The organism is Roseateles flavus, assembly GCF_039872765.1.
In the GTDB taxonomy this organism is placed as follows: Bacteria; Pseudomonadota; Gammaproteobacteria; order Burkholderiales; family Burkholderiaceae_C; genus Roseateles_B; species Roseateles_B flavus.
In genome coordinates this window covers 240,847-255,108 of sequence record NZ_JBDPZC010000006.1, presented here as the reverse complement: position 1 = coordinate 255,108, position 14,262 = coordinate 240,847, and the positions used below count along the sequence as shown (strand labels likewise).

The 14,262-nt window shown below is 66.6% G+C and carries 12 protein-coding genes; 7 read left to right on the top strand and 5 right to left on the bottom strand.

The window, feature by feature from the left end; genetic code table 11:
• Window positions 1-6: 6 nt before the first annotated feature.
• Together ABDJ40_RS14465 and tsaE are read right to left on the bottom strand one after the other, a co-directional pair.
• Complete coding sequence (locus ABDJ40_RS14465) at window positions 7-1,416, bottom strand: N-acetylmuramoyl-L-alanine amidase (protein WP_347610839.1); 1,410 nt, start codon at window positions 1,414-1,416, stop codon at window positions 7-9.
• A complete protein-coding gene (tsaE, locus tag ABDJ40_RS14460; protein ID WP_347611085.1) occupies window positions 1,413-1,919 on the bottom strand; it encodes a tRNA (adenosine(37)-N6)-threonylcarbamoyltransferase complex ATPase subunit type 1 TsaE in 507 nt (168 codons plus the stop codon). The genes ABDJ40_RS14465 and tsaE overlap by 4 nt, the downstream gene beginning before the upstream one ends.
• Here tsaE and queG point away from each other — a divergent pair.
• The 3 genes from queG to ABDJ40_RS14445 all read left to right on the top strand — a co-directional run bounded on the left by queG (window position 1,914) and on the right by ABDJ40_RS14445 (window position 9,880).
• Window positions 1,914-3,041 carry a tRNA epoxyqueuosine(34) reductase QueG gene (gene queG, locus ABDJ40_RS14455; protein WP_347610837.1) on the top strand — a complete coding sequence of 376 codons (1,128 nt, stop codon included), beginning with the start codon at window positions 1,914-1,916 and terminating at the stop codon, window positions 3,039-3,041. The genes tsaE and queG overlap by 6 nt on opposite strands.
• A gap of 255 nt (window positions 3,042-3,296) precedes the next feature.
• Window positions 3,297-9,467 carry an RHS repeat-associated core domain-containing protein gene (locus ABDJ40_RS14450; protein WP_347610835.1) on the top strand — a complete coding sequence of 2,057 codons (6,171 nt, stop codon included), beginning with the start codon at window positions 3,297-3,299 and terminating at the stop codon, window positions 9,465-9,467.
• Entirely contained in the window at window positions 9,464-9,880 is a 417-nt protein-coding gene (locus ABDJ40_RS14445; RefSeq protein WP_347610833.1) for a hypothetical protein, read from the top strand. The genes ABDJ40_RS14450 and ABDJ40_RS14445 overlap by 4 nt, the downstream gene beginning before the upstream one ends.
• 50 nt (window positions 9,881-9,930) lie before the next feature.
• Here ABDJ40_RS14445 and ABDJ40_RS14440 read toward each other — a convergent pair whose 3' ends face one another.
• Complete coding sequence (locus ABDJ40_RS14440) at window positions 9,931-10,113, bottom strand: hypothetical protein (protein WP_347610831.1); 183 nt, start codon at window positions 10,111-10,113, stop codon at window positions 9,931-9,933.
• Between the two features lie 497 nt (window positions 10,114-10,610).
• Between ABDJ40_RS14440 and ABDJ40_RS14435 the strand changes: the two genes are divergently transcribed.
• Both ABDJ40_RS14435 and ABDJ40_RS14430 read left to right on the top strand, forming a co-directional pair.
• Window positions 10,611-10,946, top strand: coding sequence for a hypothetical protein (locus ABDJ40_RS14435; protein ID WP_347610829.1), 336 nt, complete (start codon window positions 10,611-10,613; stop codon window positions 10,944-10,946).
• A gap of 29 nt (window positions 10,947-10,975) precedes the next feature.
• A complete protein-coding gene (locus ABDJ40_RS14430) occupies window positions 10,976-11,170 on the top strand; it encodes a hypothetical protein (protein ID WP_347610827.1) in 195 nt (64 codons plus the stop codon).
• Between the two features lie 98 nt (window positions 11,171-11,268).
• Here the strand turns inward: ABDJ40_RS14430 and ABDJ40_RS14425 are convergent, their stop codons facing one another.
• A complete protein-coding gene (locus ABDJ40_RS14425) occupies window positions 11,269-11,451 on the bottom strand; it encodes a hypothetical protein (RefSeq protein ID WP_347610825.1) in 183 nt (60 codons plus the stop codon).
• 289 nt (window positions 11,452-11,740) lie between these two features.
• Window positions 11,741-12,646, bottom strand: a complete 906-nt coding sequence (locus ABDJ40_RS14420; protein ID WP_347610823.1) for an AEC family transporter — start codon at window positions 12,644-12,646, stop codon at window positions 11,741-11,743.
• Between the two features lie 71 nt (window positions 12,647-12,717).
• Here ABDJ40_RS14420 and ABDJ40_RS14415 point away from each other — a divergent pair, with 71 nt between their 5' ends.
• Both ABDJ40_RS14415 and ABDJ40_RS14410 read left to right on the top strand, forming a co-directional pair.
• Window positions 12,718-13,197 (top strand): hypothetical protein, encoded by a 480-nt coding sequence (locus ABDJ40_RS14415; RefSeq protein WP_347610821.1) that lies wholly within the window; start codon window positions 12,718-12,720, stop codon window positions 13,195-13,197.
• Window positions 13,198-13,276: 79 nt separating this feature from the next.
• The gene (locus ABDJ40_RS14410; RefSeq protein WP_347610819.1) at window positions 13,277-14,251 is read left to right on the top strand and encodes a tripartite tricarboxylate transporter substrate binding protein BugE; all 975 of its coding nucleotides are present in this window, start codon (window positions 13,277-13,279) and stop codon (window positions 14,249-14,251) included.
• The last annotated feature ends 11 nt before the right edge of the window (window positions 14,252-14,262 follow it).

The window sequence follows — 14,262 nt, the reverse complement described above, 5'->3', positions numbered from 1 at the left end:
CGGCCTTCAGGTCAGGCTGCGGTTGCGCGCCAGCGGCGGGTTCTTCGCGAAGTAGCGCGAGATGCCCGTGGCGATGGCCTCCACCAGCTGCGCCTGGTAAGCCTCGCTGTTGAGCTTGGCCTCTTCCTCGGGGTTGGAGATGAAGGCCGTCTCCACGAGGATGCTGGGGATGTCCGGCGCCTTCAGCACCGCGAAGCCCGCCTGTTCCACGCGCGGCTTGTGCAGCTTGCCCACGCGGCTGATCTGACCCAGGACCTCGCCACCCAGTTTCAGGCTGTCCTTGATCTGGGCGGTGGTGCTGAGGTCCAGCAGGGTGCGCAGCACCGAGGCGTCACGGACCTTGGTGTTCACACCGCCGATCATGTCAGCCGCGTTTTCCTTGTTCGCCATCCAGCGCGCCGCCGCGCTGCTGGCCGCGCCGTCGCTCAGGGCGAACACGCTGGCGCCGCGGGCCTGGGGCGTGAAGAAGGCGTCGGCATGCAGGGAGACGAACAGGTCTGCCTGCACGCGCCGGGCCTTGCGCACGCGCTCGTGCAGGGGCACGAAGAAGTCGGCGTCGCGGGTCATCATGACGCGGATGTTGGGGTGCTTGTCCAGCCGGTCGCGCAGCTTCAGGCCGATGGCCAGCACCACGTCCTTCTCCTTGAGCCCGCTGGGGCCTACGGCGCCGGGGTCCTCGCCGCCATGGCCGGGGTCCAGTGCGATGACGATGAGCCGGTCCAGCTGCTGCTTGGTCATGGACGGCGGCGGCAGCGGGGCCGGGGCCGGGGTCTGGGCCACGACAGGCGGGGCGCTGGCCGCGGGCAGGCGCTCGGGCGCCGAGGCGGCCGGCAGGGGGCGCGTGGGGGCGGTGGATTCGGGCTTGTCCAGCTTGGCGATCAGCTCGCCCAGGGCGTCGTGCACCGACTGCGCGGCAGCCCGCTCGGCCGCTTCCTTCTCGCGGATCAGCACCAGCAGCGGGTCACGCTCCTGCACGGGATAGAGGTCCAGCACCAGGCGGTGCTTGTAGGCCGCCACCGGCTGCAGAGTGAAGACCTGGGGTGCCACGGCCTGCTTGAGGTCCAGCACGATGCGCACCACGCGCGGCTGGTTCTGGCCCACGCGCAGGCCCTCGATGAAGGGATCGTCCGGCCGCACCTTGCCCAGCAGCTCGCGCAGGCCCGGGCTGAGGTCCAGGTCGTCGACGTCGATCACCAGGCGGTCCGGCCCGGTGACCAGGCTGTGGCGAGCGACCAGCGGGCGGTCGGACTCGATCGTGATCCGGGTGTAGTCCTGCGCCGGCCAGATGCGTACCGCCACGATGGAGGCAAGACCTGGCCCCGCCAGCAGCTGCGTCGGCGCCTGCAGCAGCAGGGCCAGGCCGCCCATGCGGCGCAGGGCCGAGCGGCGGGAGGAGGGCTGGGCGGGCACGCTCATGCGGCGGCTCCGTCGGACAGGGCGGCCATCAGTGACTGGCCCAGCGGCGTGCGGGCTTCGAGGCGCAGCTGGCGGCTGTCATCGTCCGCGATCGTCAGGTGCAGGGCCAGATCGGGGACGGGCAGCATGCCGGCCGCCTTCTCAGGCCACTCCGACAGCTTCAGGCCGGGGCTGGTGAAGATCTCGCGAAAGCCCGCGTCCTCCCACTCGCGCGGGTCGCCGAAGCGGTAGAAATCGAAATGGCTGACCACGCCGCTGCCGCCGTGCTCCGCCAGCTCGTAGCTTTCCATCACGGCATAGCTGGGGCTCTTGATGCGGCCCTGAACGCCCAGGGCGCGCAGCAGGTGCCGCACCAGGGTGGTCTTGCCGGCGCCCAGGCTGCCGTGCAGTTCAATGGAGGCGTTCATGAGCCCGGGGGCCCGTGCCAGGTCTTGCGCGAAACGTTCGCAGGCGGCCTCGTCGGGCCAGCGCAGCTCGCGGGTTTCTAGAATGGCCAAATGCAGCAAACTCCCCAGAAGACTCTCGACCCCCAGACCGTCATGCAGCAACTGCAGGCCTGGGCGCATGAGCTGGGATTCTCACAGATTGGCGTGGCCGACATCGACCTCAGCAGCGCCGAGGCCGGCTTGCTGGCCTGGCTGCAGGCCGGATTCCACGGCAGCATGCACTATATGGCCAGCCATGGCCTCAAGCGTGCACGGCCCGCGGAGCTGGTGCCGGGCACCCTGCGCGTGCTGACGGCGCGGATGGATTACCTGCCCGGCAGCCTCGGCCCGGACTGGCGCCGGCTCGAGTGGCAGGGCCTGGGCGACCCGCTGCGCGCGCAGGTCTCGCTCTATGCGCGGGGCCGGGACTATCACAAGGTCCTGCGCCAGCGCCTGCAGCAGCTGGCCGACCGCCTGGGGCAGCTGCTGGGGCCTTTCGGGCACCGCGTCTTCACGGATTCGGCGCCGGTGCTGGAGGTGGAGCTGGCCTCGCGCTCGGGCCTGGGCTGGCGCGGCAAGCACACGCTGACGCTCGCGCGTGATGCGGGCTCCATGTTCTTCCTGGGCGAAATCTATGTGGACTTGCCGCTGCCTCTGAGCGCGGCCAACAGCGGGCACTGCGGCCAGTGCCAGGCCTGCCTGGAGGTCTGCCCCACCCAGGCCATCGTCGAGCCCTACCGGGTCGACGCGAGGCGCTGCATTTCCTACCTCACCATCGAGCACGATGGCGCGATTCCCGTCGAACTGCGCCCCCTGATGGGCAACCGCATCTACGGCTGCGACGACTGCCAGCTGGTCTGCCCCTGGAACAAGTTCGCGCGCCGCAGCCCGGTGCCGGACTTCGACACCCGCGAGCATTTAAGCGCACCGGGCCTGCTGCAGCTGTGGTCCTGGACGGAGGCCGAGTTCCTGCGCCGCACCGAGGGCTCGGCCATCCGCCGCATCGGCCACTGGCGCTGGCGGCGCAACCTGGCGGTGGCCATGGGCAATGCCCTGAGGCAAGACCTGGCCCCGACGGACCGGCGGGCGCTGCTGGCGGCGCTGGAGGCCGTCCTGCCCGGGGCGGACGAGGTGCTGGCTGAGCATCTGCGCTGGGCGTGTACCCCCAGCATCCCCAGTACCAGTGCGTCGCCGGCCTGATCGACGGGGCGCGGCCGCCTGGCCGCGTGCCTTGTGCCAGACGGGCTGTCAAGTCGGAAACCATCTGATGGTGCCGAGTGGAGGATGCATGAGAATCGGCGCCCAAACGCTCTGGATGGAGCGCGAATGAGCCAGCCATGCTTGGCCGAAGAGGGGTGCGGCCGACTCCCTGGGATTGATGAGATGACGTGACAAGTCATCCGGGAGTCGCGCACCGGCAGGTGACGAACGTCACCGCATCGGGAGGAACAGTTGATGATGAATGTGCAATCGCTGCTGCGCAGCGGCTTGGTGCTGCCCGTCTTGTCCGTGTTGGGCCTGTTGACGGCCGGGAATGGCCAGGCGGCCACCTACTTCGAGGAGCAGGGGCAGTTGCTCCGGTCTTCCCGGTCCGTGAAAACTCTGGGACCGGATCTCTTCGGCGACCGCATCAGTCACTACGACGGCGGCCTGGAGTTCGTCCAGACGGACGTGAACCTGGTGGGCTCCAGCAGCCTGCCGGTCACCGTGGGCCGCCGATTCGCTTCCGGCCCCCACTGGACCATGGTCAGTGGGCACTTCGGGCGCTGGGACCTGGAGATTCCGCGGGTCCAGGGCGTTTATGCCGCGACCAAGGGCTTCGTCGCAGGCACGGGCACGGCCCGCCGCTGTTCGGAGTTCTCTCCGCCACCGCCGGCCCAGGGCTTTGCGCAGGAAGGCATGTGGCTGGCCAAGGAGTACTGGCGTGGCATCCACATGTACATCCCTGGCGCCGGCAGCAAGGAGATTCTCAAGCGGTCGGCGGGCAGCCCGGCGGGCCCGGCAGACCAGCAGAACTATCCCCTGCTGACCAAGGACTACTGGCAGCTTCGGTGCATACCGCTGGCCAATGCGGCATCACCTGAATCCGAAGGTTTCCTGGCCATTGCGCCGGATGGCACGCAGTACCGCTTTGACTGGATGGCGGCGCGTCCCGTGGAGCGCCTGGAGCGCGGCACGGCCCTGCCCACCACCTTGTCGGCACGTGCCAGGGCGCTGGCGGTGTCGGGCGGCGGCGATGCACGGCGCAGGCCCAACCGCTCGATGGAGTACTTCGTCAATCGCAACGAGTACTGGATCATGCCGACCTCGGTCCAGGACCGTTTCGGCAATCGGGTCACCTATACCTACGACCCGGCCAGCCCGATGCGTGTCAATTCCATTGCTTCCAGCGATGGACGGACCCTCACCTTCACCTACGTCGCGGGAACCAACCGGATTGACACCGCCAGCGATGGGACGCGGACCTGGCGCTATATCTACGACAGCGTCTCGGGGGACCTCACGACCGTCGTGCAACCCGACGACAGCCGGTGGCGCTTCACGGTGGACGAGGCCTTGTTCGACCCGGCCCAGATGTACTTTGACGGCGCCTCTCCCTCCTGCTGGCCGGCCACGAACGAGTACTACAGCGGCACCATCCTCAGCCGGACCAATACCATCGTCCTGACGCATCCCAGCGGTGCGGTGGGGCGGTTCTCGGTGTCGCCGGTCGAACATGCTCGCGGCAATGTGTACAGCGTCTGCTGGACCGGCAATGGGGGGGTCACCTTCCCCAGTTCGCCGCCCTATTTCGCCAAGCACAGCATCCAGTCCAAGGAAATTTCGGGGCCCGGCATGGCGGCCATGAAATGGACCTATGCCTACAGCCCGTCCGCTGGGCAGGGGTCCGTGGAGGGATGCAGCGGCAGTTGCCCCACCACCAAATGGGTCCAGATCAACGAGCCGAGTGGACGCTATACCCGCATGACCTTCGGGATCCGGGTGGGGAGCAACGAAGGTCTGCTGCTCAAGACGGAGGACTATGACGCGCAGGGCAGCCTCAAGCGGTCCGTGGCCCAGTCCTACCGCGCCTTCGATGCAGGCCCCTATTCAAGCTCCGTCGGACAGAGCATCCAACCCATCGCAGAAAACTACACCAACGGGCGGCTGCAGCCTCTGGAACTGCGTGAGACGGTCCAGCAAGGGGTGACCTTCTCCTGGCGAGCCACCGGCTTTGACAGCCTGGGACGCGCCTTGCAGGTGACGAAGTCGGGTCCCGCAGGGAGTCGGACGGAGACGACCGTGCTCAAGGACCTGGGCAACCCCTGGGTGCTGGGCTTGACGGAGTCCCTGACCCTTAGCGGCCAGGGCGTCTCCGTTTTCAACGAGTACGACAGCCTGGGCCGCAAGATCGCGGACAAGACCTTTGGCATCCCGCAGTTCAGCTATGGCTACAACGCCGATGGCACCCTGGCCTGGAAGCAGGATGGCCGTGGCAACAGGACGCGCTACGACGACTACAAACTGGGCCTGCCGCGCCTGGTGAGCTATGCGGACGGCACCAGTGAGGCCGTCACAGTGGACGATCTCGGCCTGATCACCAGCCATCGCACCGCCGCGAACTACACCACGGGCTATGGCTACGATGCCATGGGCCGCCTCAACCTGGTCACGCCGCCTTCGGGTTTTGCTGCGACGAGCCTGGTGCTGGAGCCGGTGTCCAGCGCCGAGTTCGGCGTGGAGGCCGGCCATTGGCGCCAGACCGTCAGCAAGGGCAATGCCAGGACCGTCACGGTACTGGACGCTCTATGGCGCCCGGTGATGACCCGCACCTTCGACGCAGGCCAGGAAGCGGCCACACGCAAGGTGGTGGTCAAGGGCTACGACCTGGAAGGCCACCTGCGCTTTGAAAGCTACCCGGCGCGAGACTACGCCACGGTCGCCATTTCCAGTCCGGGCAAGCGCATGAGCTACGACGCGCTGAGTCGGCTGGCACTGACGGAGCAGGACAGTGAGCTGGGCGTGCTCCAGACCCGCCAGGACTACGAGACCGGCTTTGCCACCGTTATCACCAACCCTCGTGGCAAGGTCACCACGCAGCGCTTCTGGGCCCTGGACAATCCGGCGGAGGCCAGCCTTTCGCAGATCGATCTGCCGGAGGGCGTGCAAGTGATGATCAGCCGCAATCTCCTGGGCAAGCCCACGGCCATCACCCGCAGTGGCGGCGGCGTCAGTGTGACGCGCAGCTATGTGTATGACGCCGGCCAGCGCCTGTGCAAGACGGTCGAGCCCGAAGTGGGGGCGACCCTGCAGGACTACGACGCCGCCGGCAATCTGGCCTGGCGGGCCCCCGGCCAGTCGCTGACGTCCACCGGCAGTTGCGACACCGCGTCCGCGTCGCCGGCCGCAAAGATCAGCTTCACGTATGACGCCGTCAACCAACTCCAGGCCACGAGCTACGGTGACGGCAGCCCGGGCATCACGCGCACCTACTGGGCGGACGGCAAGCCCAAGTCCGTGACGTCCGGGGGCACGGTCTGGAACTACACCTACAACGCCTTGCGCCAGCTGGAAACCGAGGCGCTCGGCTTTGCCGGCAAGACCTACACCTTCAGCCGCAGCTACAACCTGGCTGGCGACCTGGCAGGCCTGGTGTATCCGGCGAGCAATGGCACACCGGGCCCTGCGCTGAATTTCAATCCCAATGCCTTGGGCGAACCCTCGGCGGTGAGCGGCTATGCAAGCCAGGTCAGCTTCCACCCCAATGGCGCGGTCGCGGGCTACACCCTGGCCAATGGCGTGGTGCACGCCGTGACACAGAACCTGCGTGGCCTGCCAAGCCAGAACACCGACAGCGGCGTGTTCGATGATGTGTATGCGTACGACGCCAACGGCAATGTGGTCGGCATCACCGACAAGCAGGAGTCCGTGTTCAGCCGCACCATGGGCTACGACGGCCTGGACCGCCTGACTGCAGCGAACGCGCCCGGTGTGTGGGGCACGGCCAGCTACACCTATGACGCGGTGGACAACCTGCGCACCGCCACGGTGGGCAGCCGCAGCGCCACGCTGGCCTACGCCGACGGCCGCAACCGCCTGAGCAGCATCACGGTCAATGGCAGCACCAGCACCTACAGCTACGACGCTTACGGCAACATCACCGGCAAGGGCGCGCAGTCCTTCACCTTTGACCTGGGCAACCGCCTGAGCGCCTCGTCGCTTGGGGGGGGCTATGTGTATGACGGCCTGGGCCGCCGTGTGCAGGTCGTGACCAAGGCGGGCGAAACCCGCCTGCAGGTCTACAGCCAGGAAGGGCAACTGCTGTGGTCCACGACGCCGGGCGGAGCCGTGCCGGCCAGCATCGTGGGGTACACGTGCCCGCCGGGGACCACATTGTCCGGTACCTCTTGCCTGGGCAGCACCTCCACGGCTGCGACGCCGACCTACAGCTGCGCCCCCGGCTACACGCTCAGCGGCACGAGCTGCTCCAAGAGCGTGGTGGAGACGAAGCCTGCCAACCAGACCCAGGTGTGCCCTGGCAGCATGACCCTGCAGTCCGGGCAGTGCGTCGGCACTGCCACGGAGTCCGCCTCGCTGCAGTACTCCTGCCCCGACAGCAGCTGGACCCTCAGCGGCAGCACCTGCAGCCGGACCACCACCACCACCCAGCCGGCCACGGAAACGCTGAGCTGCACGCGTGGCACCCTGGTGGGCGGCCAATGCCAGGTGCCGGATACCAAGGCGGGCGTGCCCGTCTATGCCTGCCCGGACAGCAGCTGGACCCTCAGCGGCAGCACCTGCAGCAAGACCGTGCCGGATGACTACGCCGCCAGCGTCTCCGGCTACACCTGCCCCAGCGGAGGCTCGCTCAGCGGCAGCAGCTGCGTGGTGAGCAGCGCGACGCCTGCCACGCCGTCCTACGATTGCGCGGGCGTGGGCAGCCTCTCGACCTACAACGGCGCGGCGGCCTGCCTCACGCCATCGGTCTATGCCAACACCAGCTCGGAGGCGCCTGCAGCCTGCAGTGACGAGTACGGCAGCTACGGCCTGAGCTACCTGGGCGCCAAGCAGACGGCGGCCAAGCTGTGGGCCTGTGCCTACCAGCCCAAGATCACGGGCTACCGCTGCACCTCGGGCACCTTGCAGGGGAACCAGTGTGTCAGCAGCTCGTCCTATGCCGCCACGCCCAGCTACAGCTGCCCGTCGGGCGGCACGCTGGACGGCAGCACCTGCCGCCGCACCAAGGTGGCAACGCAGGGGGCCACGGTCAGCAGCTACACCTGTCCGCCGGGCTATACCCAGTCGGGATCCAGCTGCAACGGCTACATCACCGAAGCACCGGTCAAGCGCTACAGCTGCCCCACGGCGGAGTGGACGCTGTCCGGCACGAGCTGTTCGAAGTCGGTGCCCGAGTCCCAGCCGGCGTCCTCCCGCTACGTCTGCCGCAGCGGCTGGACGCTCAGTGGGTCGACCTGCTCGACGTCCACCAGCCAGCAGCCGACCGTCCAGTACAGCTGCGACAGTGGCTGGACCCTGAGCGGCAGTTCCTGCTCGCGCACGAGCACCAGCACCGTGGCGGCCACTGTCAGCGGCTACACCTGCAGCCCGGGCTATACCTTGCAGGCAGACAACACCTGCAAGTCCAGCACCAGCTCACCGGCCACCCCCAAGTACGGCTGCCCCGATGGCAGCAGTTCGACGGCCGGCGCCAGCTGCCCCGGCAGCGTGCAAGGCACGGCCTACATCTACCTGGGCGGCAAGCTGATTGCCGAGACCGTGGTGGGTGGCGCCACCCAGTATGTCCACACGGACGCCCTGGGCAGCCCGGTGGCTCGCACGGGCCCCACGAAGGCACTGATCAGCCGCACGCGGTATGAGCCCTATGGCTACGTGGCCGCGGGTGCCAAGCCCAGCGCGGCCACCAGCCAGATTGGGTTTACGGGGCATGTGCAGGATGCGGAGACTGAGCTGGTTTACATGCAGCAGCGGTATTACGATCCGATTGCGGGGCGGTTCCTGAGTGTTGACCCCATCGTCACGGATGCGAACACTGGCAAGGGATTCGGGCTCTACACGTATGTGGACAACAATCCGTACGCAAAGATTGATCCGGACGGGCGAAATGCGATCGCAGCACCGGAAGCCTTCATCGGTGGAACTCTTGTCTGTGGACCTGCCTGTGGGATTGTTGCTGGTGGTGTTGTACTGATCGGCGGAACTTACCTGACCGCGAAGATTTTCAATTCGACTAGTAATTCGGGTGGTGACAAGGCTCAGTCGGGCAATGGCAATGACAACTCTGGAGGGGGTGAAAAGGGCAACAAGAGCGATCAACCCGCGCCCCCCGTTGATGGGGCGACCGGAGGTGAGCGATTCGGTGGTGGCCCGAGGATCTGGGATAAGCCCTCATCCAACCCCGTTGATCAAGCAAACGGCGACTTTGATAAGAAGTTCCCGGGAGGCGAAAACGTCAGCGACAAGGGAAATGGTGTTCGTGTCGGGACAAATCCGGACGGCAGCCGCGTCATCGTTCGGCCAGGAAGCTCGGCTGGCTCCGGTAATGTGCCCACTGTTGAGATTCAGAATCCTCGTGGTAAGCCAACTGACAAGATTCGATACCCTCAAAAGCCGGAGTCGGATAAATGACCATGCAACTTGTTGATGCTACGCCATTGAAGACGGGCAGCACTCTCGGCTCGTTGGTTGATATGGTCCACCTTAATTTTGAAATTGGGAGGCTCGTTGTAACGTTGAATTTCGAGGTTGGCAAGAAGACCACGACAGTGAAATTTGAGGATGTTGTCGGCTTCCGGGTGCTGGACGAGGGCGATTTGCTTGAATATTGGCCTGCATGCTCAAGCGATAATGGGTGGCTATTTCTTGTTAATGGAAATGGCTGGTTCGAGCAGGAAACAATTCGTTCGGGGTTCTTGCACGAGCGCGGTGGAGTTGTTACGGAGTATTTTGTTGCAACTCAAAATTGCTGTGTAAGTGTCTTGGCAGGCAGTCCTCCGACTGTGGATGAAGCCAGGTACGAAGGCCTAACGATGGCCAGATAAGGTATGTCAGTTTGACCGTCGCGGCCGTCGAAGCCAGATGGTGAGGCGGTTCAGGCCTTGACTTTCAATGCGGTCACCCGCTGATCCGCCTCCCTGGCCCTGGCGATGATCCGCCGCCGCACCTCTTTATCACAAAGCGCCCCGGTGATCAGCGCCTCCATATCCGCCAGGAACTCGGGGCTGGGCTGATGGACCTCGATGCGGGTGTTGGCCAGCACCTGCTCCAGGCGCATGCGGCGCTCGGCCACGGAGCGCTGGGGCGGGGTGGCGGGCGCGTCGCCTGCTGATGGGTGTTCCATACGATTTGGCTCCCAGTGGCCGAGCCGCCCCCCTGAGGGCTGCCCGGTGTTCGGTGGTGTTCGGTAACTGTTCGGTGTTCGTTCGGTAATCGTTCGGCTTTTGTTCGGTGCCCGTTCTGTGGTGTTCTGCATTCGTTCTGTGGTCGTTCTGCCTTTGTTCTGTGTTTGTTCTGCATCGCGGCCCCAAGGGGGCAGGCCGTAAAACGCCGCTCGTTCCCTCTGAAGCCACCGCCCTGAACGCCGGGGCGTGAGGCGCGGAGATCCCCCGCGACCCCCTGGCTGAACGGATCACACATCACGCAACCTTCGGTTGCTGCGCAAGTGCTTGCCAGCACTTGCAAAACACCGTCATACGCTGCGACCTTCAAGATATGACACTATGCGCCTGAATGCATCGAAACGCTCGATGCCCATTGGTGAAGGTGTGTCATATGCGTAGAAAGCAGGTGCTGAGCCTGAGCGTGCCGCCGGACGTGCGGGCGTGGGTGGAGCGGGAGGCCGGGGAGCGGCGCATGACGATGAGCGACTTTGTGGTGGAGCTGATCGCCAAGGGCATCCAGGCGGACACCATCGACCGCTCGGTGGCCCGGCTGGAGGCGGCCGTGGAGCGGGGCGGCATCTCGGCGGAGCTGCTGCGCCAGGCGCTGGCCACGCGCTTCATGGTGGAGAAGCTGGCCCGTGGGGAGGTACGCACCCCGGCGACGATTGGCTATGACGCGGACCAGTACGCGGCAGCCGAATTGACGCGACGGCAGGGCAAGCCGTAAAACGGGAGGACCTTGTGAAAGGAATCCCCATGCAGAACGCCCAAACCCCAGAGCAGGCCTTGCAGGGCCTTCACCGCAGCATGGATGCGCTGGCTTTGCAGATGCGCGGCCCGGTGGTGAAGCCGCTGCCATTGGTCTTGGTGCCGGCGGTGGGCGTGGCTGCGGCGGTGCTGGTGACGCTGTGGCTGCTGGGTGTGGCGCAAATCTTCTTGTCGTTGGTATAGAGAAAAAAATGCAGCGGCCCAACCCCTTCTAGCTGCTAAGGAGCCGGGGGTGTTGACGGTGCGGCGGGGAGCCGCGGTGGCGTTAAAACCGAGCGGGCTCAGCCGGGAGGCTGGGCGGCGCGGCGGGCCTGTTGGCGGCGCTTCGGAGTCGGGGCCGAGGACGCCTTGGCGGCGGCTTCGGCTGCTGCGGCTTGGCGAGCGGCTTCCCAGCGCTTGGCCTGGTACTTGAGGATGAGGCCTTCGAGCACGTCTTTGATGACGGCCTGATCGCCGGGCAGCAACTCGGGGCTCGGGGTCAAGTCTTAAAACTGAAGGCAAGACCTGACCCCTGATGCCGAGTGCTGCCGAATCACGTTTCGCGATTCGATCTTGTTGCCCGCTGATCCGCCTCCCTGGCCCTGCCGATGACCCGCTGTCGGAGTCCCTCATCCGACAACTCCTCAGAGATGAGCGCCTCCATATCCGCGAGGAACTCCGCAGGAGTTTGGGGTCATGTACTGACCCAGCAAAACCTGCCCAGGCCAAGCCGCCAATGCCCAAGCCTCAGCGTTGGCAGCCCTCAGCCTGCGACTACGCCGGCCACTGTGTCTGCACCAGCAGCCACAGCGGCAAACTCACCATCCCCAGCAGCGTCGACAGCGTGATCAGCCCCGCCACGAAAGGCCCGTTGCCTCCCATGCGCACCGCCAGCACATAGCTGCTGGAGGCCGTCGGCAGCGCCGCGAAGGCCATCAGCATGGAGGCTTGCGCAGCGGGCAGGGCCAGCATGTGGATCAGCCCCAGCGCCACCAGCGGCAGGGCCGCGTGTCGGATGAAGAGCAGGGCGCCGGCCAGCCCGGGCGCATCGCGCAGGGCGCCGAAGCGCAGGCCGGCGCCCACGGCCATCAGGCCCAGGGGCAGGGCGGCCACGCCGATCTTCTGCAGGCTCACGGCCGCCGGCTCGGGCAGGCGCAGGCCGCTGAGGTTGGCGGCGAGGCCCAGCACCGTCGACACGATCAGCGGGTTGCGGACCAGCTCCCGCAGATAGCCGTGCCCGCCATGGCGCGCCAGCGGCCAGACAGCGGCCACATTGGCCAGCGGCACGCACAGCGCGATCAGCAGGGCGATCCAGGCCACGCCTTGTGCGCCCTGCAGCCGCTCGGCCAGGGCCAGGGCCACGAAGGAGTTGAAGCGGAAGGCCACCTGGGCGCCCGAGGCATGGTTCTGCGCATGTATGCCCGGCCACAGGCGCAGGGCATAGGCCAGCAGCACGCCGCTGAGCAGCACCGCCACGCCCGCGCCGGCCAGGGCCAGGGTCTCGCCCGGCCGCAACTGGCTGCGGGAGATGGAGTTGAACAGCAGGACCGGGAACAGCAGGTAGTACACCAGCCGCTCCACGCTGCTCCAGACCGGGCGGTCCAGCGAGGTCCAGCGGCACAGCGCGAAGCCGGCGGTGATCAGCAGGAAGTCGGGGAGCAGGAGCAGCAGGTCGGGCATGCAGGCAGTGTGCCAGTGTGCCCATGACATGGGGCTTTCACGGCGGGTCCCTGGCCGTATCATTCGATCCCATGCGGCCAGCCCTTGCCCTGCAGCCCATGAGCCCCATCAACGACAGCACCGACGCCTACGCCCAGAGTCGCTTCCCCCTGCACGGCCAGGTGCGGATCCACGGCGACTGGCCCTTCCTGCTGAACCATGCGGAAGGCCCCTTCAACAAGGAGCTGGTCCTGGCCCTGGGGCAGTTGCTGGCCGTCCAGATTCCGCCGCTGCAGGCACAGGGCCCCTGGGTGCTGCTGGCCATCATCGGCTACAGCACGCTGGCCACAGACGAGGCCCTGCACACTTTTGCCGGGCTGCTGCAGCACCTGTCGGCCTCAGGGATGGCGCCGAGGGCCGTCGCCCATGTGACGGCGCCTGAGGTCGAAGGCGCCGGCCTGATGGATGAGGCCATGGCGCGATGCTTCGACGCCGCCGGCATCCCCTTCGCCAGCTTCCGCGACGAGGCCGTCGCCCGAGCCTGGCTTGAGTCCCAGCTCGCCTGTGACTGAACCGCCCGCGCCGAGGCCTGGAGGCCCCGAGCTGGCATAGACTGGCACCTCCCTTCAGCCAGTACACGAGAGGAGCCCCATGAGCCGTCGCACGATTCTCAAGCACATTCCCCTGGCCCTGGCGGCCCTGGCAACGCCCGGGATGGTCCTGGCCCAGGCCTATCCGAACAAGCCGGTCAAGCTGGTCGTGCCCTTCGCGCCGGGCGGCACCACGGACATCGTGGCCCGCGTGGTGGCCGAGAAGATCAACGGCCCGCTGGGCCAGACCATGATCGTGGAGAACAAGGCCGGCGGCGGCAAGGTGGGCGCCAACGAGACGGCCAAGTCCGCACCGGACGGCTACTCCCTGGGCATGGCCACGGTCTCGACCACCGCGGCCAATCCGGCCATCGACCCCAAGATCCCCTACAACCCGCTGACCGACTTCACGCCCATCATCAACGTGGCGGCCACGCCCAACATCATCGCGGTCCATCCCAGCTTCCCGGCCCGCGACTACAAAGGCTTCCTGGCCGAGCTCAAGAAGAACCCGGGCAAGCACAGCTACGCGACCTCGGGCACCGGCGGCATCGGCCACCTGCAGATGGAGCTGTACAAGTCCCTGGCCGGCGTCTTCGTGCTGCACATCCCCTACCGCGGCGCGGGCCCGGCCCTCAATGACACGGTGGCCGGCCAGGTGCCCATGATCTTCGACAACCTGCCTTCGGCGCTGCCCTTCATCAAGGACGGGCGCCTGATCCCCATCGTCGTGGCCGCGCCCCAGCGCCTGGCCCAGCTGCCCCAGGTGCCTACCTTCAAGGAGGTCGGCCTGGAGCCGGTGAACCGCATGGCCTACTACGGCATCTACGGGCCCAAGGGCCTGCCCAGGGAGGTGGTGGACAAGGTCAACACGGCCGTCAAGAAGACGCTGGAGATGCCCGATGTGCGCAAGCGCATCGAAGACACCGGTTCCCTGATCGTGGCCAACACGCCCGAGCAGTTCGCGGCCCAGATCAAGGCCGAGTACGAGGTCTACAAGAAGGTCGTGGAGACCCAGAAGCTGAAGCTGGACTGAGCCCCTTCCGT

Coding starts and splice junctions, on each gene's coding strand:
- ABDJ40_RS14465 (WP_347610839.1), bottom strand. CDS start 1,416: ATGAGCGTGCCCGCCCAGCCCTCCTCCCGCCGCTCGGCCCTGCGCCGC.
- queG (WP_347610837.1), top strand. CDS start 1,914: ATGCAGCAAACTCCCCAGAAGACTCTCGACCCCCAGACCGTCATGCAG.
- ABDJ40_RS14450 (WP_347610835.1), top strand. CDS start 3,297: ATGATGAATGTGCAATCGCTGCTGCGCAGCGGCTTGGTGCTGCCCGTC.
- ABDJ40_RS14445 (WP_347610833.1), top strand. CDS start 9,464: ATGACCATGCAACTTGTTGATGCTACGCCATTGAAGACGGGCAGCACT.
- ABDJ40_RS14440 (WP_347610831.1), bottom strand. CDS start 10,113: ATGCGCCTGGAGCAGGTGCTGGCCAACACCCGCATCGAGGTCCATCAG.
- ABDJ40_RS14435 (WP_347610829.1), top strand. CDS start 10,611: ATGCGTAGAAAGCAGGTGCTGAGCCTGAGCGTGCCGCCGGACGTGCGG.
- ABDJ40_RS14430 (WP_347610827.1), top strand. CDS start 10,976: ATGCAGAACGCCCAAACCCCAGAGCAGGCCTTGCAGGGCCTTCACCGC.
- ABDJ40_RS14420 (WP_347610823.1), bottom strand. CDS start 12,646: ATGCCCGACCTGCTGCTCCTGCTCCCCGACTTCCTGCTGATCACCGCC.
- ABDJ40_RS14415 (WP_347610821.1), top strand. CDS start 12,718: ATGCGGCCAGCCCTTGCCCTGCAGCCCATGAGCCCCATCAACGACAGC.
- ABDJ40_RS14410 (WP_347610819.1), top strand. CDS start 13,277: ATGAGCCGTCGCACGATTCTCAAGCACATTCCCCTGGCCCTGGCGGCC.